Below are 23,379 nucleotides of genomic sequence, written 5' to 3'. Positions count from 1 at the left end.
AAGGTGCGCCGTCGATTCATGCGCTACACCGAGGCTCGGAAGCCTGTTGCCCAAGACTTTGTTCAAGGAATGAACCATGCCACCTCCATTTTCTACACTACGCGCTCTGACGTTAACGTCAGCCTCTCTACTGGCCGGCTGTTTGAGCGTCCCTGAACAATCCGGCATCGAACCGAGCCTGTTCGAAACCCCGGAATACCACGCGCAACAAGGCTTGGCCGTCGTCAAGGCTTCGGCTTTATATGCCCGTGGCGGCACCGGTCAGGACGTGACCGTGGCGCTGATCGATTCGGGGCTCAACGCCAGCTTGAAAGAGTTCGAAGGCAGGCTGGGTGATCCCGGATTCGACTACGTCGAAAACCGGCCGGGAACGGTGGACCGTGTCGGCCATGGCACGCAAATGGCCGGCATACTCGCCGCCAACAAGGACGATCAGGGCATGCATGGCATCGCGTTCAACGCCCGGTTGCTCCCTTTTCGTTTTGGTGACGACAACGAGCCGTTTTTCTTCGACAGCGAAATCGCCCACTCCTGGCAAAGCGCTTTCGACAAGGGCGCTCGCCTGCTCAACAACTCCTGGGCCAATGCCATCCCCGCTACCGAAATCAATGAAGCACGTTACAACCAAGTCATGCCCGATTCCCTGGCCACTGCTCGAAAACTGGTGTCAGATGGCGCCGTATTTGTCTTCCCCACAGGCAATGAGCTCAGGCGCGAGCCCTTGGCCGAACCTGGATTGCCGGTGGCAGTACCCGAACTTGAAAAAGGTTGGATCGCGGTGGTGGCATTGAAAAACGACGGCAGCGCCATCAATGGAAAATCCAACTATTGCGGCATTGCAGCAGCCTGGTGCATTGCCGTTCCCGGCGGTGATGGCGGTGCCCAGGCAGGCCTGCTCACGGTGGGCAAGGATGGCCGCTACGTGCAAACCGCCGGCACCTCCCCCGCCGCAGCCTTGGTCAGTGGTGCACTGGCGGCGCTGCAAAGCCTTTACCCGCAATTCAGCCCGCAGCAAGTGCGCGAACACCTGCTGGCGACAACCAACCGCACGGGTATCTACGCCAACAGCCATGCCTATGGCAGAGGGTTGATGGACCTTGAGGCAGCTTCACGACACACTCCTGGGTGGCCAACGATTTCACCCTGAACGCTCACCCACAGACCCGCCCCATCAGTCCGGACATTTCACCATGCACCTCGCCCCAGACTTCCCCGACGACCCTGCCATGCGCCAACTCATGGAACTGCTCCACGAAGAAATCGGCCTGCCTGAGCGAAAGACGATCCGTTTGGACACGGCGATCAATCTCGATCTGGGATGCGATGGCGCGGATGCCCGGCATCTGATGGAGGCATTGGAGGAGCGGTTCGCCCTCGACCTCATCGATTACGACGCGTATCGCTACTTTCAACCGGAAGGATTTGATGTGTTTCAAAAGCGCAGGGCCAAGGGCCGTGGGAACAAGATGCCGCTGACCATCGGCATGCTCTACAAGGCGATCAAGGCACAACGATGGGATACGCGGGAAGTGGAAGAGACCTAGTTGATCGGGATACCTTAAGTGGGATTATTCTGGCTGTTTGGCTCGATTTCAGCTGGAAGAATGGCAGTTTCCAAACCATGTTCGTACAAATAGCCGCCCATAAAAAAACCGCCCACAAAGGGCGGTTTTTTATTCGCTAGCCGAGCCTTACAGCTGTGGCCCTGCGGCCTTGATCGCGTCGCTCACGTCGAACTTCTTGAAGTTCTCGGTGAACAAGCCGGCCAAGGCCTTGGCAGCTTCGTCGTACGCAGCCTTGTCGGCCCAGGTGTTGCGTGGGTTCAACAGGCCAGTCTCAACGCCCGGAACAGCCAACGGCACGTCCAGGTTGATGATGTCCAGGTGTTCGGTTTGCGCACCGATCAGCGCGCCGCTTTGGATCGCCGCGATCACCGCACGGGTGGTCGGGATGTTGAAGCGCTTGCCGACGCCATAGCCGCCGCCGGTCCAGCCGGTGTTGACCAGGTAGACCTTGGAGCCGAAACCACGGATACGCTTGATCAGCAGTTCCGCGTACTCACCGGCAGGGCGCGGGAAGAACGGGGCGCCGAAGCAGGTGGAGAACGTCGACTTGATGCCGCTGCCCGAACCCATTTCGGTCGAGCCCACCAGCGCGGTGTAGCCGGACAGGAAGTGGTAGGCGGCTTGTTCTTCGCTGAGGATCGACACCGGCGGCAATACGCCGGTCAGGTCGCAGGTCAGGAAGATCACGGCGTTTGGCTCGCCACCGAGGTTTTTCGGTGCGCGCTTCTCGATCAGCTCACGCGGGTAAGCGGCGCGGCTGTTCTGGGTCAGGCTGTCGTCGGCGTAGTCGGCTTTCTTGGTGACCGGGTCCAGGACAACGTTTTCCAGTACGGCACCATGCTGGATGGCTTTCCAGATCACCGGCTCGTTCTTCTCGGACAGGTCGATGCACTTGGCGTAGCAACCGCCTTCGATGTTGAAGACCACGCCCACACCCCAGCCGTGCTCGTCGTCGCCGATCAGGTAGCGGCTTTCGTCGGCGGACAGGGTGGTCTTGCCGGTGCCCGACAGACCGAAGAACAGGGTCACGTCGCCCTCTTCGCCCATGTTGGCAGCGCAGTGCATCGGCAGCACGTCAACGGCTGGCAGCAGGAAGTTCTGCACGGAGAACAGGGCTTTCTTCATTTCACCGGCGTAACGCATGCCGGCGATCAGCACTTTCTTGGCCGCGAAGTTGATGATCACGGTGCCGTCGGAGTTGGTGCCGTCGCGCTCAGGCTCGCAGACGAAATTCGGCGCGTTGAGGATCTGCCATTCATCCTTGCCGCCAGCGTTGTACTGCTCGGGGTTGATGAACAGGCAACGGCCGAAGAGGTTGTGCCAGGCAGTCTCGGTGGTCATCTTGACCGGCAGGTAGTGCGCAGGATCGGAACCTACATGCACGTGGGAGACGAAACGCTCGCGCTCACCCAGGTAGGCTTCCACGCGGCTCCACAGGGCATCGAACTTGTCGGCCGGGAACTTGCGGTTGATCGGGCCCCAGGCGATGGCGGCCTGGGTGGTCGGCTCTTCTACGATGAAACGGTCAACTGGCGAGCGACCGGTACGATGACCGGTACGGACAACCAGCGCGCCAGTATCGGCAAGCTCGCCTTCACCGCGACTCAGGGCTTCTTTAACCAGATCATCGACACTCAGATCGATGTACACGGCGTTATTGGCTTGCGTCATGAGGTTCCCCGTCGGCCCGTGGCCGAGTGCTCCAAACGTTTTGTAGTAGGAAGTCGCGCACTACTACCCGAAAAAAGTGGGCCGGATTATGCCAGAAAAGCCCAAAAAAAGTAGGGCCCTCCCGTCAGTACGGCGTAAATCCGGCGTTTGCCAGGAGATTTACCTGCGCTGAAACGTTTTAGTGACGAGTATCTGACGGTGTGTCGACACCCGCACCGGCGAACAATTGAGCAATGTCGGCCGCGTCGAACAGGTAGCGTTCATTGCAAAACTGGCAATCGACCTCAATGGCACCGCCATGTTCGATCACCAACTGCTGCGCATCTTCCAGACCCAGACTGACAAGCGCATTGCCGGAACGTTCACGGGAGCAACTGCATTGGAAGCGCAATGGCTGACCATCGAACAGGCGCACGGCCTCTTCGTGGTAGAGGCGATGCAGCACGGTTTCGTTGTCCAGGCTCAACAACTCATCGGCGCTCAAGGTGCTGGCCAGAGCGGTGACGTGCTGCCAGCTGGCGTCCCGCTCTTCCGGGTCGCGAAGGCGATCGGCGGGCAATTGTTGCAGCAGCAGGCCGCGAGCACGCCGCCCGTCGGCATAGAGCCAGAAGCGGGTGTTGGTCTGCTGGGACATGACGAAGTAGTTGGTGAAGCAATCGGCCAGGGTTGCGCCGTCGAGATCGACAATGCCCTGGTAGCGTTGGCCTTGGGTCGGATCGACCGTCAGGGCCAGCACGCCGTTGGGCATCATGTCGGCCAGCGTCGCGTCGGGCGCGATCTGCTGTGCATCGTAGCGGGCCAGGCCACGGATCTCGCGCTCACTGGAACACTCGATCATCAGCAATGGCACCGAGCCTTCGGAGCGGGCCTGGAGAATCAGCAAGCCATCGAACTTCAAGGTGCCGACCAACAGTGCCGCTGCCGCCATCAGCTCACCGAGCATTTGCGCGACCGGTTCCGGATAGGGGTGTTTGGCGAGGACTTCGGCGTAGCTACGCTCCAACGCCACCAGCTCGCCGCGGGCGTCGCTGTCATCGAAGATGAAACGCTGGGTGTAGTCGGTATCCGGTAAATCAGTCATAGGATCTGGTATCTGAGGTGATGACAATTGATGGCGGGCATTTTATGGGCATTCCGGGTGGGTTCCAAGCAAGGCTTGGGCTTGCCTGACAGGAAGGGGCTGACAACTCAGCTCCACTTGTAAGCCTCGCCACGGATGACCTCAAAATTACCGACGCTTTATTCGCTATTGCTGCCATGAAACCTGAACAGATCCCGACGTTGCTTCTTGCTCGGCTTGCCATCGGTGCTGACACCCAGGGCGCCGGCCTTGCGTTGGGCGGCTGCGGTTTCGCGCTTGGCGATGCTGGCTTCGGTTTCGCGATACAGTGCCTGCGCTTCAGGCGCGCCACGCCGCACGATCGAAAGGGCTTCAACAACCACGGTTTTTTCATCGAACCCGGTGCGAATGACAAATTCGTCGCCGATGCGCGGCTCCTTGCCCGGTTTGCAGCGATCGCCCCGATGATGGACCTTGCCGCTTTCGATGGCAGCCTTGGCGAGGGCCCGCGTCTTATAGAATCGCGCCGCCCATAACCATTTATCGAGACGGACCTTGTCGTCCTCTTCCTGTTTTTGTGCCACTGCAATTCCTCTTTCTGCCAATAGTCAGAACTGTACTACCGTTTTTGTCGGACACACGAATTCGGCCCGACAGATAGAATGCCCGCCAGGCCGGCCTCACCGGCCAGGGTTGTGTAGAAAGTTACGCGCGGAAACAGCTGAGTAGATAACTGTCGCCATTTTGTGATTATTCTGCGTGAATACCGCGATTCGCGGGCTCAACGATCCGATGTACTGATCGCAGGTTGTTTTTATTGAAGACTTTTGACCATTTGACCGTTGTCGGTCTGCGCGAGTGGGTGGCGCTTCCAGATCTGGGAGTTGCGGGCCTACGGGCAAAAATCGATACCGGTGCCAGCACCTCCAGCCTGCACGCCACCGATATCGAGCCGTTCGAGCGCGACGGTGAAAAGTGGGTGCGCTTCACCGCGCACCTGGGCACGGTGGTGCAGTTGCGCCATCGCCGCTGCGAAGCCCCGCTGGTGGCGCGCAAGACGATAAAAAGCTCCAACGGCCACGCGCAGGTCCGCTACGTGATCAGCACCACGCTGGCGCTGGGTGATCGGATCTGGCGAGTCGAGTTCACGCTGGCCTGCCGCAAATCCATGCGCTATCGCCTCTTATTGGGTTCCAAAGCCTTGATCGACGGCCAGTTGGTGGTCAATCCAGGTATCAAATACGTTCAAGACAAGCCGGTATTCCCGGTGTCCACTACCTCTGCCACAGGTGTTGCATGAAGATCGCTGTGCTGTCGCGTAATCCGCGTCTGTATTCCACTCGTCGCCTGGTTGAAGCCGGCACCGAACGTGGCCATGAAATGGTGGTGATCGACACCCTGCGCGCCTACATGAACATTGCCAGTCACAAGCCCCAGATCCATTACCGTGGCAAACCGCTGGAAGGGTTCGACGCAGTGATTCCGCGCATCGGCGCGTCAGTGACGTTCTATGGCTGCGCGGTGTTGCGTCAGTTCGAAATGATGGGGGTGTTTCCCCTCAACGAGTCCGTGGCCATTGCCCGCTCCCGGGACAAGCTGCGCTCGCTGCAACTGCTGTCGCGACGCGGGATCGGCTTGCCGGTGACCGGCTTTGCCCACTCCCCCGACGACATTCCCGACCTGATCGCAATGGTCAATGGTGCGCCGCTGGTGATCAAGGTGCTGGAAGGCACCCAGGGCATCGGCGTGGTGCTGTGTGAAACCGCGACAGCAGCGGAGTCGGTGATCGAAGCGTTCATGGGCCTGAAGCAGAACATCATGGTCCAGGAATACATCAAGGAAGCCGGTGGCGCGGACATTCGCTGCTTCGTGGTCGGCGACAAGGTCATCGCCTCGATGAAGCGACAGGCCAAGCCCGGCGAGTTTCGCTCCAACCTGCATCGCGGCGGCAGTGCCAGCCTGATCAAGATCACCCCGGAAGAGCGCATGACTGCCCTGCGCGCCGCAAAAGTCATGGGCCTGGCCGTGGCCGGCGTGGACATCCTGCGCTCCAATCACGGGCCGCTGGTGATGGAGGTCAACTCCTCGCCGGGCCTGGAAGGGATTGAAACCACCACAAGCAAGAACGTGGCAGGGATCATCATCGAGCACTTGGAAAAGAATGGCGGGCCGAACATGACCCGGACCAAGGGCAAGGGTTAACTCCGATACAAGACCTGTTGGGGGCGGGCTTTTGTGGGAGCCGAGCTTGCTCGCGATGCAGGCACCTCGGTTTACAGTAAGACCGCGTTATCGTTCATCGCGAGCAAGCTTGGCTCCCACAAAAGCTCAGTTCCCACAAGGTGAACTGGGCTGGCTCCCACAAGTTCTCGGTTAGCCAGTTATCACACCGCATCCCGTGGCAGCAGCAACCCCAACGGCAAGCGCACCCGCGCTTCCAGCCCGCCGCCGACGCGGTTGCGCAGTTCGACGTTGCCGCCGTGCATCGAGGCGATGCGTTTGACGATGGCCAAGCCCAGGCCCGTGCCCTTTCCGCCCCGGGCACGGTCGCCCCGGGTGAAGGGGTTGAAGATGGCTTCCAGCTCCGACGGATCGATGCCAGCGCCACGGTCCATGACACTCAGCACCACATACGGCGCGCTGGTGTCGCCAGAGACATAGGCCGCCACCTCGACGCCGGTGCCGGCGTGATTCAAGGCGTTACCGATCAGGTTGTTCAACAAACGCTTCATCGACACCCGACGCAGCGGGAACGGTTGGATCGGCTCCAGGCGCAGGTGCACCTTTTCGTCGTTCTGGTTATAGGGCGCGACCACTTCGCGCACCAGTTCGCTGAGGTCGACTTCTTCCACGGACTCGTCACGGCCGTCGCGAATGAACGCCAGGAATTGATCAAGAATCGCATCCATGTCTTCGATGTCGCGGACCATTTCGTCGGTCAGGTCGGTGTGCTCGCCCATCAACTCCAGCGACAGCCGCAGCCGGGTCAGCGGTGTGCGCAGATCGTGGGAGACACCAGCGAGCATCAGTTCACGCTCGCGCCCGGCCTGTTCGACGTCTTCGGCCATCTGGTTGAAGGCACGGTAGACCTCGGTCATCTCGCTCGGCGTGTCGCTGATGGGCAGCCGCACGCTGCGACCCTGGCCCAGCTGGCGCGCAGCGTAGACCAGGCGTTTGAGCGGTTGGTTGAGCTGGCTGACGAAGATCCACGCCGAAGCCGTCGACAGCAGGCCGATGGCCAGGAACCAGCCGAGCACGTTCCAGATTTTCTGGCCACGCAGCGGATGAGGGTACAACGGCACTTTCAGCCAGCCGTCCCCCAGACTCGGGGCACGTACCCACAGCGCCGGCGGCGAGTGCATGCGCAGTCGTACCTCGGTATCGGCACCGAGTTCGGCCTGCATCTGTCGTTGATAAATCTCGCTGTAAGGCCAGTGTTGCTCGCCTTCCGGCACACCGGCGCCGACCACCCGGATCAAGGTCGCCGCTTCCGCGATTTTCGCTCGATTGGTTTCATCGGCGGCCCAATAGGCCCGCAGGGTCAAGGCAACGCCGTGGCTGTACTGCCGATCCACCAGCACGTCTTCGTTCATCAGCAGGTAGACCAGCGTCAGTGCCTTGGAAAAGAGCACGACGATCAGCACCAACCAGAGGGTGCGAGAGAAGAAACTCTGGGGGAACCACACGGGGGTTTTCATGAATAACCGCTACACACTTGCAGGAGCGAGCGATGCTCGCACAATGACGGACCGCGAGTCGCCTGGAAGAGGACATTCAACCCACCAGGCCACCCGCTCCTACAAATCGCCGATCACTTGCTGGCGGCGCCATCCGGCACGAATACATAACCCACACCCCAGACGGTCTGGATATACCGCGGCTTGGAAGGATCGGGCTCGATCATCCGGCGCAGACGGGAAATCTGTACGTCGATGGAACGCTCCAGCGCATCCCACTCACGCCCACGGGCCAGGTTCATCAGCTTGTCGCGGGTCAACGGCTGGCGAGCGTTCATCACCAGGGCCTTGAGCACGGCGAATTCACCGGTGGTGAGCATGTGGATCTCATTGCCGCGCTTGAGCTCGCGAGTGGCCAGGGACAGTTCATAGTCGCCGAAGGTCACGCTTTCATCTTCGCTGCCGGGCGCGCCAGGTACCGGAGCCGATTGGCGACGCAGTACCGCCTTGACCCGGGCCATCAGCTCGTCGGGGTTGAACGGCTTGGCCAGGTAGTCGTCGGCGCCCAGTTCGAGACCCTTGATACGGCTCAGCTCGTCGCCCTTGGCGGTCAGCATGATGATCGGAATCTGGTTATTCGCGCCGCGCAGGCGACGGCAAGCGGTCAGGCCGTCTTCGCCAGGCAGCATCAGGTCAAGCACCACGAGGTTGAACACCTCACGGGCCAACAGCCGATCCATTTGCTCGGTATTCGGTACAGTACGGGCACGGTAGCCCTTGCTGACGAAGAAACGCTCCAGCAGGCTGCTCAGCCCCGGGTCATCGTCAACGATAAGAATTTTTTCGCCTTCAGCAGTTTGTGCTGTGCTGCTCATAGGAAGCTCCTTTGATCTCGGCGCGCATTATGGCCTAGCTGCCGTTATACGTACGGTGTGCATTGTTAGCAGATTTTTCTTCTATCTGAACAAATCCGGGTATCGAGCCTACAGACCACGACGCCCCCGGAAGGACGGAACGCTGGTTATAATGCGCGGCCTTTTGTGCCAGGGAATGTCGGATCGTTATCCCGGCATATCGTTTTTTCCCTTGGCCCGGCAGCATTTTTTGAATTTCGCGGGTCAACAGGCAGCCTTTTGACCCAGGCAGCGGCGCACGCCAGGCCGCTCAACCAGTCTCGCCGAGCCCCGTTTGCGCGGTGGCGAGCCTGATTTCACAATTTGTCAGGTGGTTTTATGGACAGCATCAACAGCCGCATTGCCGAGGAACTCGGCGTACGCCCACAACAGGTCGAAGCGGCCGTCGCGCTACTCGATGAAGGCTCCACGGTGCCTTTTATCGCCCGTTACCGGAAAGAAGTCACCGGTAGCCTCGATGACACCCAATTGCGTCATCTGGAAGAGCGCCTGCGCTACCTGCGAGAACTCGACGAACGGCGTATCAGCATCCTGGCCAGCATCCAGGAGCAAGGCAAGCTGACCCCGCAACTTGAGCGCGACATCAAACTGGCCGACACCAAGACCCGCCTTGAAGACTTGTACCTGCCCTACAAGCAAAAGCGTCGCACCAAGGGCCAGATTGCCCTGGAAGCCGGCCTTGGCGAGCTGGCCGACGGCCTGTTCAACGACCCGACCCTGGCCCCGGAAACCGAAGCCGCACGCTTCGTCGACACCGAAAAAGGCGTGGCCGACGTGAAAGCCGCGCTGGAAGGCGCCAAGTACATCCTCATGGAGCGCTTCGCCGAAGACGCCAATCTGCTGGAAAAACTGCGCAGTTACCTCAAGCAGGAAGCCACCCTCAGCGCCCGGGTGATCGCCGGCAAAGAGGAGGAAGGCGCCAAGTTCCGTGATTATTTCGAACACGACGAACCGCTCAAGAGCATGCCGTCCCACCGTGCCCTGGCGATTTTCCGTGGCCGCAACGAAGGCATTCTCAGTTCCGCGCTGAAGGTCGGCGATGAACTGCCAGGCACCATGCACCCGTGCGAAGGCATGATCGGCCAGCAATTCGGCATCCAGAACCAGAACCGCGCCGCCGACAAATGGCTGGCCGAAGTGGTGCGTTGGACTTGGAAAGTCAAGCTCTACACTCACCTGGAAACCGACCTGCTGGGCGAGTTGCGCGACAACGCCGAGACCGAGGCGATCAATGTCTTCGCCCACAACCTGCACGACCTGCTGCTGGCCGCACCGGCCGGCCCGCGTGCCACCCTCGGCCTGGACCCGGGCCTGCGCACCGGTTGCAAGGTGGCGGTGGTGGACTCCACCGGCAAGCTGCTGGACCACGCCACGGTCTACCCGCACGTGCCACACAACAAGTGGGACCAGACCCTCGCCGTGCTCGCCGCCCTGTGTGCCAAGCATTCGGTGGACCTGATCGCCATCGGCAACGGCACCGCCAGCCGCGAGACCGACAAGCTGGCCGCCGAGCTGATCAAGAAATACCCGGCCATGAAAATGACTAAGGTCATGGTCTCCGAAGCCGGCGCTTCGGTTTATTCGGCGTCGGAACTGGCCTCCAAGGAGTTCCCGGACCTGGACGTGTCGATCCGTGGCGCGGTGTCCATCGCCCGTCGCCTGCAGGATCCGCTGGCGGAACTGGTGAAGATCGACCCGAAATCCATCGGTGTCGGCCAGTACCAGCACGACGTTTCCCAGTTGAAACTGGCCCGTGGCCTGGACGCCGTGGTGGAGGACTGCGTGAACGCCGTGGGCGTGGACGTGAATACCGCTTCGGTGGCGCTGTTGGCGCGTATCTCCGGCCTCAACGCCACGCTGGCGCAGAACATCGTCACCCACCGCGACGAGCACGGTGCATTCAAGACCCGCGCCGCGTTGAAGAAAGTCCCGCGCCTGGGCGAGAAAACCTTCGAACAGGCCGCCGGTTTCCTACGCGTCATGAACGGTGACAATCCACTGGACTCGTCGGCTGTCCACCCGGAAGCCTATCCGCTGGTGCAACGCATCGCCGCCCAGACCGACCGCGACATCCGTTCGCTGATCGGCGACGCCGCGTTCCTCAAGCGCCTGGATCCGAAAAAATTCACCGACGAAACCTTCGGCCTGCCGACCGTGACCGACATCCTCCAGGAACTGGAGAAGCCGGGCCGAGACCCGCGTCCCGAGTTCAAGACCGCCGAGTTCCAGGACGGCGTCGAAGACCTCAAGGACCTGCAACCGGGCATGATCCTCGAAGGTGTGGTGACCAACGTCACCAACTTCGGCGCCTTCGTCGACATCGGCGTGCATCAGGACGGCCTGGTGCACATCTCAGCGCTGTCGGAGAAGTTCATCAAGGACCCGCGCGAAGCCGTGAAGGCCGGTGATGTGGTGAAAGTGAAGGTCATGGAAGTCGACATCCCGCGCAAACGCGTTGGCCTGTCGATGCGCATGAGCGACACGCCGGGCGAAAAAGTCGACGGTGCCCGTGGGGCTCGTCCGGGCTCGACGCCGCGTCAGTCGCAGAACACCGCGCCGCGCAAGGAAACCGCCACCGCGGCTCCGACGAACAACGCCATGGCCTCGCTGTTCGCCAACGCCAAGCAGCTGAAGAAACGCTGATGGACGCGCCAGCCGGGTTGGTGGAAAGCGCGTTTTTCAAGCTGCTCGGCTGCCGTCTGCAAAGCCTGGGGGACGGGGTGGCGCAAGTCGCCCTGAGCCTTGTGCCGCCGTTGCGCAATCGCGGCGGCAAGCTGCACGGCGGCGCGCTGTTCAGCCTGGTGGACATCGCCATGGGCCTGGCCTGTTCCAGTGTCCACGGCTTTGACCAGCAGAGCGCGACCATCGAATGCAAGATCAACTACATTCGCGCCGTGGCCGACGGCGAAGTGTTGTGCACGGCTCGGGTCATCCACCCGGGCCGACGCACGCTGGTGGTCGAGGCCGAGGTGATGCAAGGCGACAAACTGGTCGCAAAAGCGCAAGGCACGTTCGCTGTCCTATAGCTCCCCGTCATCGATTTGGGGTAATTTCGACCCCACGAATGCGGTGTCGAGACTCCTTGTAGGAGCGGGCTTGCTCGCGAAGGCGGTGTGTCAGGCAACTCCAATGCCGACTGACACACCGCTTTCGCGAGCAAGCCCGCTTCCACAGGGATCAAGGCGATCAGTCCTTGGCCGCACAAAAACCAGGCGAAAACGCCAGTTTTAACTTCACCCTTGTAGACCGTCTTGCCCACCCCCATATTGGGGCGACTGACGCGTGAAGGAATTCAACTTGAGCGACCTTTTAAACCGCCGCCTGGCCCTGCTCGGCGAGCGCGCCAACCTCTCCCTGCTCGAACAGTGCCTGCATGGCATCGAGCGTGAATGCCTGCGCGTCACGGACAATGGGCGCCTGGCCCAGACCCCGCATCCCGAGGCCTTGGGTTCAGCGCTGACCAACGAACAGATCACCACGGACTATTCCGAGTCGCTGCTGGAGTTCATCACCCCGGCCCTGGCCGACCCGGCCGATACCCTGCGCAGCCTCGACAAGATCCACCGGTTTGCCTACAGCAAACTCGGCGACGAGTACCTGTGGAGTCCTTCGATGCCGTGCCCGTTGCCGGAAGAAGAAGACATCCCGATCGCCTACTACGGCACCTCGAACATCGGTCGACTCAAGTACGTCTACCGTAAGGGCCTGGCCCTGCGCTACGGCAAAACCATGCAATGCATCGCCGGCATCCACTACAACTTTTCATTGCCGGAAAAGCTTTGGCCCCTGCTCCGGCAGAACGAAGCTGCCGACGTGAGCGATCGTGACTTCCAGTCGTCGGCCTACATCGCACTGATCCGCAATTTCCGTCGCTACAGCTGGCTGCTGATGTACCTGTTCGGCGCCTCGCCGGCCCTGGACGCCGGTTTCCTGCGGGGCCGCCCGCACCAGTTGGAACAACTGGACCCGGACACCTTGTACCTGCCCTACGCCACCAGCCTGCGCATGAGCGACCTGGGTTACCAGAGCAACGCCCAAGCCGGCCTGACACCGTGCTACAACGACCTGGCGAGCTACACCGACAGCCTGCGCAAAGCGGTGGCAACGCCCTACGCGCCGTACGTCGAAGTCGGCACTCATCAGAACGGTGAGTGGGTGCAGCTCAACACCAACATTCTGCAGATCGAAAACGAGTACTACTCCAACATTCGCCCCAAACGCGTGACCTACACCGGCGAGCGGCCGATCCAGGCCTTGATCGCCCGGGGCATCCAGTACGTCGAAGTGCGTTGCCTGGACATCAACCCGTTCCTGCCGATGGGCATCGACCTCACCGAATCGCGATTCCTCGATGCGTTCCTGCTGTATTGCGGCCTCAACGACAGTCCGCCGCTGGAAAACAATGAATGCAGCAACGCCACGAGCAACTTCCTGACGGTGGTCAAGGAAGGTCGCAAGCCTGGCCTGCAATTGCAGCGACAAGGCCAAGCGGTGGACATGCAGGCCTGGGCCATCGAATTACTGGAAAAAATCGCGCCGCTGGCCTCGCTACTCGACCAGAGCCACGGTGGCGACGCCCACCGCCAGGCATTGGACGCGCAACTGGCGAAAGTCCGCGATCCGTCCCTGACGCCGTCCGCCCAAGTGCTCGCCGCCATGGCCGAGCATCAGGAAAGCTTCGCCCAGTTCTCCCTGCGCCAAAGCAAGGCCCACGCCGAATTCTTCCGCGCCGAGCCGTTGCCAGCCCAGGAGCAGACAGCGTTCGAAGACGCCGCCCGGGAATCCCTGGTTCAGCAAACTGAGCTGGAGCAGAACGAGGTGGGGGATTTCGATGTGTTCGTGGGTTCGTATCAGGCGAGCATTCTGGCGATCAGTAACTGACCAAACATTTCCATGGCTCCTGCGTGAAAGTGCAGCTTTTGTGGCGAGGGGATTTATCCCCTCGCCACAAAAGCTGCAGGCAAGCCCTACTTCTGCCCGATGCATAGAATTTTTCGCAAATAAGCTCATTCGAAAAAGTTATTTATTTTTGAATTCTTAGATCATTTAGTCTCCTCGAACGCCGAATCTCCGGCGACCTGTCGAGGAGCTTTCCCATGACGTTGCGTTCCCCCCTTCGCCTTCTCGCGGTCGCCTCCCTGGCCGCCGCGAGCCTTTTTGCCCAGGCGGCCGACCTGACCGTCGCTTACCAGACCACCGTCGACCCGGCCAAAGTCGCCCAGGCCGACGGCGCCTATGAAAAAGCCACCCAAGCCAAAATCGACTGGCGCAAATTCGACAACGGCGCCGACGTCATCACCGCCATCGCCTCGGGCGATGTGCAGATCGGCTACCTCGGTTCCAGTCCGTTGACCGCGGCCATCACCCGCAAGGTCCCGGTGGAAACCTTCCTCATCGCCACCCAGATCGGCGCCGCCGAAGCCCTGGTGGCCCGCGACGGTTCCGGGATCAACTCCCCACAAGACCTGATCGGCAAAAAAATCGCCGTACCTTTCGTGTCCACCGGGCACTACAGCCTGCTCGCCGCGCTGAAGCACTGGAACATCGACCCGTCGAAAGTCACCGTACTCAACCTCGCGCCACCGGCCATCATTGCGGCCTGGAAGCGCGGCGACATCGACGCCACCTACGTCTGGGACCCGGCCCTGGGCGTGGCCAAGGAAAACGGCAAGGTACTGATCAGTTCCGCAGAACTGGCCCAGTTCGGCGCACCGACCTTCGACGCCTGGATCGTGCGCAAGGACTTCGCTCAGAAGCATCCGGAAATTGTCACAGCCTTCGCCAAAGTCACCCTGGATGCCTATGCCCGGTATCGCAAGGACCCACAAGCCTGGCTGGCCGATGCGTCCAATATCGACAAACTGGTGAAACTCTCCGGCGCCAAGGCCAGCGACATCCCGCTGTTGCTGCAAGGCAACGTGTTTCCCCTGGCAGCCGATCAGGTCGTGAGCCTCGGTGCTCCGACCACCAAAGCCATCACCGACACCGCAGCCTTCCTCAAAGAGCAGGGTAAGGTCGAAGCCGTGCTGCCGGACTACGCGCCTTTTGTCAGCGCCAAATACATCACCCAGTGATCGAACAATAGAAGGAGTCACGGCGATGGCTTTGCTACAGCTGGAGCGCATCAGCGCACAGTACCCCGGCGCAGCGGAACCTGTGCTGGCGGATATTTCCCTGACCCTGGGGCCCCGGCAATTGCTGGTTGCCCTCGGCCCGTCCGGCAGTGGCAAGACTTCGCTGTTGAACCTGATCGCCGGGTTCGTCGAGCCCAGCGCCGGGCAGATCACCCTCGACGGTGTGCCGATCAAGGGGCCGAGTGCCGAACGCGGCGTGGTGTTCCAGGACGATGCGCTGCTGCCCTGGCAGGACGTGTTGGCCAACGTTGGGTTCGGCCTGGAACTGGCCGGAGTCTCCAAGGAAAAACGTGAGGCTCGCGCCCGGGAAATGCTCGCCCTGGTGGACCTGGCCGGTTTCGACCAACGCCGCGTCTGGCAGCTCTCCGGCGGCCAGAAGCAGCGTGTGGGCCTGGCCCGGGCGTTGGCAGCCAACCCGCGCGTGCTGCTGATGGACGAGCCCTTCGGCGCGCTGGACGCCTTCACCCGCGAGCAGATGCAGGAACTGTTGCTGCAAGTCTGGCAGCGCACCGCCAAACCGGTGTTTCTCATTACCCATGACATCGAAGAAGCCGTGTTCCTGGCCACCGACCTGATTCTGCTGGCGCCCAACCCGGGGCAAATAGTCGAGCGCCTGAGCCTGGACTTCGGCCAACGCTACGGCGCCGGGGAGTCGGCGCGGTCGATCAAGTCCGACCCGCGCTTTATCGAAACCCGCGAGCACGTACTCGCCAAGGTCTTCTCCCAACGCAGCGCCACTCGACCACAGGAGCGCGCATGAGCAGCTACGAAATTCCAGCGTTGGTCAGTAAGCCCGCGAACAAGCGCCCGGCCATCGGTTCGAGACTGAGCCTGAGTACGCGGTGGATCAGCGGCCTGACCCTGATCGCATTGCTAGCGGTTTGGTGGGCGGTGACCGCCAGCGGGCTGATCGAACCGCTGTTCCTGCCCTCGCCCTCCGCCGTCCTGCAAAAGGGCTGGCTGCTGGCGACCAGCGGCTACATGGACTCCACCCTCTGGCAGCATTTGGCCGCCAGCCTTCAGCGAATCGGCGTGGGCCTGTTGTTCGCCGTGCTAACGGCGGTGCCGGTGGGTATCGCCATCGGCGCCAGCCGTGTCGCTCGCGGCGTGCTCGATCCGTTGATCGAGTTCTACCGGCCGATTCCACCGTTGGCGTATCTGCCGTTGATCGTGATCTGGTGCGGCATCGGTGAGCTGTCGAAAGTGCTGCTGATTTACCTGGCGATCTTCGCGCCGATTGCCATCGCCACCGCCACGGGTGTGCGCACCGTCGACCCGGCCAAGTTGCGGGCCGCGCAATCGTTGGGCGCTACGCGGGCCCAGTTGATTCGCCATGTGATCGTGCCCAGTGCCCTGCCGGACATCCTCACCGGCATTCGCATTGGCCTGGGCGTCGGTTGGTCGACCCTGGTGGCCGCCGAGCTGATTGCTGCCACCAGTGGCCTGGGGTTCATGGTGCAGTCAGCCGCGCAGTTCCTGGTCACAGACGTGGTGGTGCTGGGAATCCTGGTGATCGCACTGATCGCCTTCGCCATGGAGATGGGCTTGCGCGCCCTGCAACGCAAACTGGTGCCGTGGCACGGCCAGGCCCATTGAGAGCGAATGACCACGCCGACCATTCGGCGCCCCACTGCGAGAACACGACGATGAGCCGCCCGACCATTACCCCTTTGAGCATCGCCCTTGGTGCGCAGATCAGCGGAATCGACATCAGCCAGCCCCTGTGCCAGGAACATCGCGATGTCATCGAGCAGGCCCTGCTTGAGCATCAGGTGCTGTTCTTTCGCGACCAGCCGATCGACCCCGCGCAGCAAGCGCGTTTCGCCGGGTACTTTGGCGACCTGCACATTCACCCGATCTACCCCAACGTGCCGGAGCAGCCCGAAGTGCTGGTGCTCGATACCGCCGTTACCGATGTTCGCGACAACGCCGTGTGGCACACCGACGTGACCTTTCTCCCGACGCCCGCCCTGGGCGCGGTGCTCAGCGCCAAACTGCTACCGGCGTTCGGTGGCGATACCTTGTGGGCCAGCGGCATCGCGGCCTACGAAGCCTTGTCGGCACCCTTGAAGCGCTTACTGGAAGGCCTGACGGCAACCCACGATTTCACCCGCTCGTTTCCCTTGGAACGCTTTGGCAACACCGCCGGGGACCTGGCGCGCTGGGAACAAGCACGGCGGAAAAACCCACCGCTGTCCCATCCGGTGATCCGCACCCACCCGGTGAGCGGACGTCGCTCGCTGTTCGTCAATGAAGGCTTCACCACGCGCATCAACGAACTGTCGGAAAGCGAAAGCGAGGCGATCCTGAAACTGCTCTTCGCCCACGCCACCCGCCCGGAATTCACCCTGCGCTGGCGCTGGCAGGTCAACGACGTGGCGTTCTGGGACAACCGCGTCACCCAGCATTTCGCCGTGGACGACTATCGCCCGGCCCGGCGCGTGATGCACCGGGCGACGGTATTGGGGGATGTGCCGTTTTTCAGGTAAACAGCTAAGAAATCCCCTCGCCACAAGGTTTTGTGTTCGCCGTATTTGCAGAGGCGTTATTCGGCCGACGAAGGCTTCTCCCAAAGATTGATGCCACCCTCCTGGGCAAACCGATCGATCTGCGCCAGTTCTTCCGCGCTGAAGCTCAGGTTCTGCAACGCCCCGACGTTCTCGATAATCTGCTCAGGCCGGCTGGCGCCGATCAGCGCGCTGGTCACGCGTGGATCGCGCAGGGTCCAGGCCAGGGCCATTTGCGCCAGGCTCTGCCCGCGACGCTGGGCGATTTCATTGAGGGCGCGCACGTGGGCGATGTTCGCCTCCGACAGGTGCGAAGCCTGCAACGAGCCGCCACCGGGGCGGTTGACCCGTGCATCGGCCGGAATGCCCTTGAGGTACTTGTCGGTCAGCAGGCCCTGGGCCAGCGGGGTGAAGGCAATCACACCGGTACCCAGTTCGTCAGTGGCGTCCAGCAGGTCTTTCTCCACCCAGCGGTTGAGCAGGTTGTAGGCCGGCTGGTGGATCAGCAGCGGGACTTTCCACTCTTTGAGCAGCGCGGCCATTTCCCGGGTCTTCACGCCGGAATACGAAGAGATGCCGATGTACAACGCCTTCCCCTGCTGCACGGCGGTGGCCAGCGCACTGGCGGTCTCTTCCAGTGGGGTGTCGGGGTCGAAGCGGTGGGAATAGAAGATATCCACATAGTCCAACCCCAGGCGTTGCAGGCTCTGGTCAAGGCTGGCCAGCACGTATTTGCGCGAGCCACCGCCCTGGCCGTAAGGCCCCGGCCACATGTCCCAACCGGCCTTGCTGGAGATGATCAACTCATCGCGGTACTGCTTGAAGTCTTCGCGCAGCAACCGACCAAAATTGATCTCGGCGCTGCCGTAGGGCGGGCCGTAGTTGTTCGCCAGGTCGAAGTGGTTGATACCCAGGTCAAACGCCGTACGCAGCAAGGCACGCTGCGTGTCGATCGGCGTGCTGTCGCCAAAGTTGTGCCACAACCCCAGCGACAGCGCCGGCAGCACCAACCCGCTGCGACCCACGCGGCGGTAAGGAATGGACTCGTAGCGGTTTTCGGCAGCGGTATAGGTCATCGAAAGACTCTCTGTTCGAGCGACGGATGCGGATGGCAGAAGCTAACACTTCACAGACGCATGGGTCAGGCCGAAAGTTCGCGCAAGGCAGCCGCCGCCAAAAAACCCGAGCGGGAGCTGTAGCGCTGATCACGTCGCACGGTTTGATCAATGCGTTCAAGCAATTGCTCAGGCAGCGTGGCGTTGAACCGCACTGACTTGCCGAAATAGGGCGTGACATCGAACTCAACCACCCCCCATATCCCTCCGGCGTAATCCGGATTGTCGAGATGATCGTCAATTTCATGGATCTGCGGCAGCGGCTCGCCGTCGGCTACCAGCCCTTCATAGTGCAACGAGAGCGCTTCCTTCACATTTTCGAATGCCTGGCCCACGGTACTGCCCGCGGAGAAACAACCCGGCACATCCGGGACCGTCACTCCGTATTCGGAATCGGCATCCTTGTGCAGAACGACCGGAAATTTCATTTGGATGAATCCTTCCTTCAGATCCGGCAACCGTAGCAACCGGTCTGATAACAATGCATCCCCATCGGGGATTTCGTCATCGGTCATGAGCCTCATTTCAGGCCCGCCTGTTTCAATATGCTATTAATCGTACCTTTCGGCAGGTCGGCGTCAGGGTGTTTGATCGTCACCCTCCCAGCCTTGAAGGAATGCTTGTACTGATGATGGCTACCCTTGACTGCCACCAGATACCAACCGTCCTCTTCGATCTTCCTGATCATTTCCCGACTTCGCATCACCTGTGCCTTATTCGACAGCTCTGCCGGAAAACTCTAGCTGCGAATGGCGATCCTTATACACACAATACACACCATGAAAAATATTAGCTCAACTTCCCAGCAAATACACCGTCGCAACCCACCGGGTCATCGTGCCTGCGCAAACACCTCAGCCAACCAATCCACAAACACCCGCACCCGTGGCGACAGGTGGCGGTTGTGGGGGTAGAGCACCGAGATCGGCATGGACGGTGGTGGAGTGGCGGTGAGGATTTCCTGGATCAGGCCTTGCTGGATCTGCGTTTCCATCCGGTAATACGGACATTGGATCAGGCCCAGGCCAGCGATGGCCGAGGCGGAGTAGATTTCAGCGCCGAACACTGAGAGCGCGCCGTCGATTGCGACCTCCTTGAGCTCGCCGTCAACCATGAATTCGAACGGATACAGTTTGGCGGTGGTGCGCGAGACGTAGTTCACCGCCCGGTGCCGGCTCAGGTCATCGAGGCTTTTCGGTTCGCCATATTGGCGCAGGTAGGCTGGACTGGCGCAGGTGATCTGCCGCAGGTTGGCGACACGGCGGCCAATCAGCGACGAATCCCCCAGCGTGCCAGCGCGCAACACACAATCGACCCCTTCGGCGATCAGGTCGACAAACCGATCGGCCTCGCTGATGGACAGTTCAATGTCCGGGTAACGCGCCATGAACTGCGGCAGGGCCGGAATCACGAAGTGCCGGGCCAGCGTGCCATGCATGTCTACCCGCAACCGTCCCTTGGGTGCCACGCTGCGAAATGCCAGTTCGGCTTCTTCAAGTTCCGCCAGCAACTGCACGCAACGCGGGTAATACGCCTCGCCATCGAGGGTCGGTCGTACTTTGCGGGTGCTGCGCTCCAGCAAACGTACGCCTAGCCAGGCTTCGAATTGATTAAGGGTATAAGTCAGCGTCGCACGGGGCAGGTTCAGGTCCTCGGCGGCCAGGGTGAAGCTGCTGCGCTCGTAGATGCGCACAAACACCTTCATAGCTTTGACTTGATCCATCTGAGTCCAACGCCCTTATTGTTGGCAATTATTGAACAGTCAAGCCAACTGTCGGGTATTTATCGCCAAGAGTAAACATGTGAATCTGGCTTCACCCACTTCCAAAGGACCTCCCTCATGACGACTCAAACAGCCAAAGTTGCCATCGTAACCGGCGCCTCTCGCGGCATCGGTGCCGAAATCGCCAAGCAACTGGCCAGCGAAGGTTTTGCCGTCGTAATCAACTACGCCAACAGCGCCAGCGAAGCCTCGAAACTGGTGGTGCAATTGCGCCAGGCCGGTCACCAAGCCATAGCGATCAAGGCGGATGTGTCCTCTGCCGTCGATGTCCGGCGGATGTTCGATGAAACCGAAGCGCTACTGGGCAAGGTCGATGTGTTGATCAACAACGCCGGCATCCTCCAGGTCATGCCCCTGGCGCAGCACAGCGACGAGCTGTTCGACCAGACGTTCGCCATTAACACCCGTGGCACCTTCAACACCCTGCGCGAAGCCGCAACGCGCCTGAACGACGGTGGCCGGATCGTGAATTTTTCCAGCAGCACCGTGGGCCTGAACCTGCCCGGCTACTCGGTGTACATCGCCAGTAAAGCCGCGGTGGAATCCCTGACCCAGGTATTCGCCAAGGAACTGCGTGGCCGCCAGATCACTGTCAATGCCGTGGCCCCCGGCCCGGTCGCGACCGAACTGTTCATGCATGGCAAAAGTGAAGAGCAGATCCAGAACTACGCCAAAATGCCGCCCCTGGAACGCCTCGGCCAGCCCCAAGACATCGCCAGCATCATCGCTTTCCTGGTGAGCCCCGCCGCCGGCTGGGTGAACGGGCAGATCCTGCGGGCCAACGGCGGGCTGGTCTGAGGTTTTTTTCCGCGTCGCCAGCCATACCGCCATCGCGAGCAAGCTCGCCACAGGATTAAGTGATGCCTTGCTCGCGATGAGGCCGGCGCAGATGAAAAACGGTGGGCTCTGTTCGGGCCTCGATCAGCGCACCAGATGCAGGAACTGCATGTGCCGCTCGTACTGGTCGAGGATGTCGTTGATGACCTGCTCCTTGGTATAGCCCACCAGGTCGTAATCCTGGCTGCCTTCGCTCAGGTGCACTTCGGCACGGTAGTAACGTCGGTTGTTGAGTTCCTTGGAACCCATGCCACCTCGGGCGAAGGACGGCGTGAAGTAGCCACGCATCTGCACCTGATAGATGAACGGATACTGCTCGCCGTGGCCGATCTCCAGGCTGACGCTGTCGTTGGCCGGGTCTGGCTGGGTCATCACCGTCAGGCCCTTCTCGGCGAACACCGCCTTCACTTCTTCGATGGCCGGGCGCACCGTGGCGTCGAGGAAACGGTACACCTCGTCGCGGGACGGAAAATGCACCGCCTGGCTCAAGCGCTGGCGCCAGCCGCCCGTGCCCCGGCGTGCACCCGACACCGGTGCCAGGGAGTGCAGTTGCGCGATCTGCTTCTGGGATTCCAGGTAGAACGCCTTGTGCAGGCCCCACATCATCAGCAACAGAATCAGCGAGAACGGCAACGACGTCAGCACCACCGCCGACTTCAAGGCATCGATGCTGCCGGAGAACAGCAACGCGCTGGTCACCAGGGCGGTCATCGCGCCCCAGAACACCCGCAGCCATTTCGGCCCGTCTTCATCGGGGTTGCCGCCCTTGGCCGACAGCGTCGAAAGCACCACGGTGCCGGAGTCGGCGGACGTAACGAAGAACACGAAGCTGATGAACACCGTGACCGCGATGACGGTCTTGCTCCACGGGTAGGTTTCCAGCAACAAGTACAGGCTCATCGATGGGTTTTCCAGGGCCGACATGCCCAGGGCGCTCATGCCGTGGTTCAGCACCTGGTCGATGGCGCTGTTGCCGAAGATCGACATCCACGCCAGGGTGAACCCCAGGGGAATCAGCAACACGCCAAACACGAATTCGCGGATGGTGCGGCCACGGGAAATCCGAGCGATGAACAACCCCACGAACGGCGACCACGCGATCCACCAAGCCCAGTAGAACACCGTCCAACCGCCGAGCCAGTCACTGGGTTTGTTGTAGGCGTACAGATCGAAACTCTTCATCGGCAAGGCGCCAAGGTAATCGCCGATGTTCTGGATCAAGGTGTTGAGCAAATGCTGGGTGGGCCCGGCGAACAACACAAACAGCAGCAGCGCGCAGGCCAGCAACATGTTGATGTCGGACATGACCCGCACGCCCTTGTCGACGCCGGCCACCGCCACGAGAATCGCCGCGCCCATCATCAACACGATCAGGCCGACTTGAATCCATTGGGTGTGGGCGATGCCAAACAGGTAATCGAGCCCGGAGTTGAGGTGCAATACCCCAAAGCCCATGTCCGCGCCGAGGCCGAACACGGTGGCGATGATGCCGAAGCCGTCCACCGCATAGCCGATGGGACCGTTGATGCGTTTGCCGATCAGTGGGTACAGCGCCGAACGCAGAGCCAGCGGCAGATTGTGCCGATAGGCAAAATACGCCAGGGCCATGCCGACAAAAGCAAATACCCCCCAGCCGTGCAGGCCCCAGTGCAGAAACAGAATCTGCATGGCCTGGCGCGCCGCGTCCGCGGTACCGGCCTCGCCCTGAGGCGGCTGCACCATGTGGGTCAGCGGCTCGGAGACGCAAAAGAAAAACAGCGTGATGCTGATCCCGGCGGCGAAGAGCATGCCGGCCCAGGACAGGTAACTGAATTCGGGTTCGTCGTGGTCGGCACCGAGCTTGATCTTGCCGTAGCCGGACAAGGCGGTGACCACCACGAAGACCAGATACAGGGTCATCGCCAACATGTAATACCAGCCGACCGTATTGGCCGCCCAGTTCTGCGCCGCCAACAGCCAGGCGCCGGCCTGCTCCGGCACAGCAATAACCACCAGGCCGAATAGCAGAATGAAGGTCGCGGCGAAGTAAAACACCGGCGGATTCATGCGGACCAGGCCGCTGGGTGGAAGAGACGAGGCACTCATGAGCGATGCACCCCGGGAAGCGAAAGAGGGA

General features: G+C 61.1%; 22 protein-coding genes. 12 read left to right on the top strand and 10 right to left on the bottom strand.

The genetic code is table 11. The annotated features are described in order from the left end of the window. Window positions 1-76: 76 nt before the first annotated feature. Together ACWNZ1_RS17555 and ACWNZ1_RS17550 are read left to right on the top strand one after the other, a co-directional pair. Window positions 77-1,147 carry a S8 family peptidase gene (locus ACWNZ1_RS17555; RefSeq protein WP_135843184.1) on the top strand — a complete coding sequence of 357 codons (1,071 nt, stop codon included), beginning with the start codon at window positions 77-79 and terminating at the stop codon, window positions 1,145-1,147. A 43-nt stretch (window positions 1,148-1,190) separates the two neighbouring features. After that, window positions 1,191-1,544 carry a DUF1493 family protein gene (locus ACWNZ1_RS17550; protein WP_135843183.1) on the top strand — a complete coding sequence of 118 codons (354 nt, stop codon included), beginning with the start codon at window positions 1,191-1,193 and terminating at the stop codon, window positions 1,542-1,544. A 147-nt stretch (window positions 1,545-1,691) separates the two neighbouring features. Here ACWNZ1_RS17550 and ACWNZ1_RS17545 read toward each other — a convergent pair whose 3' ends face one another. The 3 genes from ACWNZ1_RS17545 to ACWNZ1_RS17535 all read right to left on the bottom strand — a co-directional run bounded on the left by ACWNZ1_RS17545 (window position 1,692) and on the right by ACWNZ1_RS17535 (window position 4,880). Further along, window positions 1,692-3,236: a phosphoenolpyruvate carboxykinase gene (locus tag ACWNZ1_RS17545; RefSeq protein WP_135843182.1), complete on the bottom strand. Its 1,545-nt coding sequence runs from the start codon at window positions 3,234-3,236 to the stop codon at window positions 1,692-1,694. Window positions 3,237-3,414: 178 nt separating this feature from the next. After that, on the bottom strand, window positions 3,415-4,317 hold the full coding sequence (gene hslO / locus ACWNZ1_RS17540) for an Hsp33 family molecular chaperone HslO (protein ID WP_456027771.1): 903 nt from the start codon (window positions 4,315-4,317) through the stop codon (window positions 3,415-3,417). A 158-nt stretch (window positions 4,318-4,475) separates the two neighbouring features. Continuing rightward, on the bottom strand, window positions 4,476-4,880 hold the full coding sequence (locus ACWNZ1_RS17535) for an RNA-binding S4 domain-containing protein (protein ID WP_135843180.1): 405 nt from the start codon (window positions 4,878-4,880) through the stop codon (window positions 4,476-4,478). Window positions 4,881-5,113: 233 nt separating this feature from the next. Between ACWNZ1_RS17535 and rimB the strand changes: the two genes are divergently transcribed. Together rimB and rimK are read left to right on the top strand one after the other, a co-directional pair. Beyond that, window positions 5,114-5,596: a retropepsin-like aspartic endopeptidase RimB gene (gene rimB / locus ACWNZ1_RS17530; protein WP_025211286.1), complete on the top strand. Its 483-nt coding sequence runs from the start codon at window positions 5,114-5,116 to the stop codon at window positions 5,594-5,596. Further along, a complete protein-coding gene (gene rimK, locus ACWNZ1_RS17525) occupies window positions 5,593-6,498 on the top strand; it encodes a 30S ribosomal protein S6--L-glutamate ligase (protein ID WP_003196697.1) in 906 nt (301 codons plus the stop codon). Before rimB ends, rimK begins: the two co-directional genes overlap by 4 nt. A gap of 182 nt (window positions 6,499-6,680) precedes the next feature. Here rimK and ACWNZ1_RS17520 read toward each other — a convergent pair whose 3' ends face one another. Together ACWNZ1_RS17520 and ompR are read right to left on the bottom strand one after the other, a co-directional pair. Further along, the gene (locus tag ACWNZ1_RS17520) at window positions 6,681-7,994 is read right to left on the bottom strand and encodes an ATP-binding protein (RefSeq protein WP_135843179.1); all 1,314 of its coding nucleotides are present in this window, start codon (window positions 7,992-7,994) and stop codon (window positions 6,681-6,683) included. Between the two features lie 113 nt (window positions 7,995-8,107). Next, window positions 8,108-8,848 (bottom strand): osmolarity response regulator transcription factor OmpR, encoded by a 741-nt coding sequence (gene ompR, locus ACWNZ1_RS17515; RefSeq protein ID WP_003186825.1) that lies wholly within the window; start codon window positions 8,846-8,848, stop codon window positions 8,108-8,110. 357 nt (window positions 8,849-9,205) lie between these two features. On the opposite strand from ompR, the gene ACWNZ1_RS17510 reads away from it, so the two are divergent. From ACWNZ1_RS17510 to tauD, 7 genes are all read left to right on the top strand, one after another. Further along, window positions 9,206-11,530, top strand: coding sequence for a Tex family protein (locus tag ACWNZ1_RS17510; protein ID WP_135843178.1), 2,325 nt, complete (start codon window positions 9,206-9,208; stop codon window positions 11,528-11,530). Further along, complete coding sequence (locus ACWNZ1_RS17505) at window positions 11,530-11,913, top strand: PaaI family thioesterase (RefSeq protein WP_256454058.1); 384 nt, start codon at window positions 11,530-11,532, stop codon at window positions 11,911-11,913. The genes ACWNZ1_RS17510 and ACWNZ1_RS17505 overlap by 1 nt, the downstream gene beginning before the upstream one ends. Window positions 11,914-12,184: 271 nt before the next feature. After that, the gene (gshA, locus tag ACWNZ1_RS17500) at window positions 12,185-13,768 is read left to right on the top strand and encodes a glutamate--cysteine ligase (protein WP_135843176.1); all 1,584 of its coding nucleotides are present in this window, start codon (window positions 12,185-12,187) and stop codon (window positions 13,766-13,768) included. Window positions 13,769-13,983: 215 nt separating this feature from the next. Continuing rightward, on the top strand, window positions 13,984-14,961 hold the full coding sequence (gene tauA, locus ACWNZ1_RS17495; RefSeq protein WP_135843175.1) for a taurine ABC transporter substrate-binding protein: 978 nt from the start codon (window positions 13,984-13,986) through the stop codon (window positions 14,959-14,961). A gap of 25 nt (window positions 14,962-14,986) precedes the next feature. Then, window positions 14,987-15,781, top strand: coding sequence for a taurine ABC transporter ATP-binding subunit (gene tauB, locus ACWNZ1_RS17490; RefSeq protein ID WP_265072583.1), 795 nt, complete (start codon window positions 14,987-14,989; stop codon window positions 15,779-15,781). Beyond that, window positions 15,778-16,617: a taurine ABC transporter permease TauC gene (gene tauC / locus ACWNZ1_RS17485; RefSeq protein ID WP_265072582.1), complete on the top strand. Its 840-nt coding sequence runs from the start codon at window positions 15,778-15,780 to the stop codon at window positions 16,615-16,617. The genes tauB and tauC overlap by 4 nt, the downstream gene beginning before the upstream one ends. A 50-nt stretch (window positions 16,618-16,667) precedes the next feature. Next, window positions 16,668-17,510: a taurine dioxygenase gene (gene tauD, locus ACWNZ1_RS17480; RefSeq protein ID WP_265072581.1), complete on the top strand. Its 843-nt coding sequence runs from the start codon at window positions 16,668-16,670 to the stop codon at window positions 17,508-17,510. Between the two features lie 56 nt (window positions 17,511-17,566). Here tauD and mgrA read toward each other — a convergent pair whose 3' ends face one another. The 4 genes from mgrA to ACWNZ1_RS17460 form a co-directional block, all read right to left on the bottom strand. Then, window positions 17,567-18,604 carry an L-glyceraldehyde 3-phosphate reductase gene (mgrA, locus tag ACWNZ1_RS17475; RefSeq protein WP_135843171.1) on the bottom strand — a complete coding sequence of 346 codons (1,038 nt, stop codon included), beginning with the start codon at window positions 18,602-18,604 and terminating at the stop codon, window positions 17,567-17,569. Between the two features lie 65 nt (window positions 18,605-18,669). After that, entirely contained in the window at window positions 18,670-19,071 is a 402-nt protein-coding gene (locus ACWNZ1_RS17470) for a type II toxin-antitoxin system HicB family antitoxin (RefSeq protein WP_135847931.1), read from the bottom strand. A 92-nt stretch (window positions 19,072-19,163) separates the two neighbouring features. Beyond that, window positions 19,164-19,346, bottom strand: a complete 183-nt coding sequence (locus ACWNZ1_RS17465) for a type II toxin-antitoxin system HicA family toxin (protein ID WP_135843170.1) — start codon at window positions 19,344-19,346, stop codon at window positions 19,164-19,166. Window positions 19,347-19,475: 129 nt separating this feature from the next. After that, window positions 19,476-20,366 (bottom strand): LysR family transcriptional regulator, encoded by an 891-nt coding sequence (locus ACWNZ1_RS17460; protein WP_135843169.1) that lies wholly within the window; start codon window positions 20,364-20,366, stop codon window positions 19,476-19,478. Between the two features lie 117 nt (window positions 20,367-20,483). On the opposite strand from ACWNZ1_RS17460, the gene ACWNZ1_RS17455 reads away from it, so the two are divergent. Next, on the top strand, window positions 20,484-21,224 hold the full coding sequence (locus tag ACWNZ1_RS17455; protein WP_135843168.1) for an SDR family oxidoreductase: 741 nt from the start codon (window positions 20,484-20,486) through the stop codon (window positions 21,222-21,224). 123 nt (window positions 21,225-21,347) lie between these two features. Here the strand turns inward: ACWNZ1_RS17455 and betT are convergent, their stop codons facing one another. Beyond that, complete coding sequence (betT, locus tag ACWNZ1_RS17450; RefSeq protein WP_265073083.1) at window positions 21,348-23,309, bottom strand: choline transporter BetT; 1,962 nt, start codon at window positions 23,307-23,309, stop codon at window positions 21,348-21,350. Between the last annotated feature and the right edge of the window lie 70 nt (window positions 23,310-23,379).

This window comes from Pseudomonas sp. CFBP 5748, from assembly GCF_053850495.1.
The sequence above is the reverse complement of the archived record's forward strand: the minus strand, read 5'-3'. Positions and strand labels throughout refer to the sequence as shown.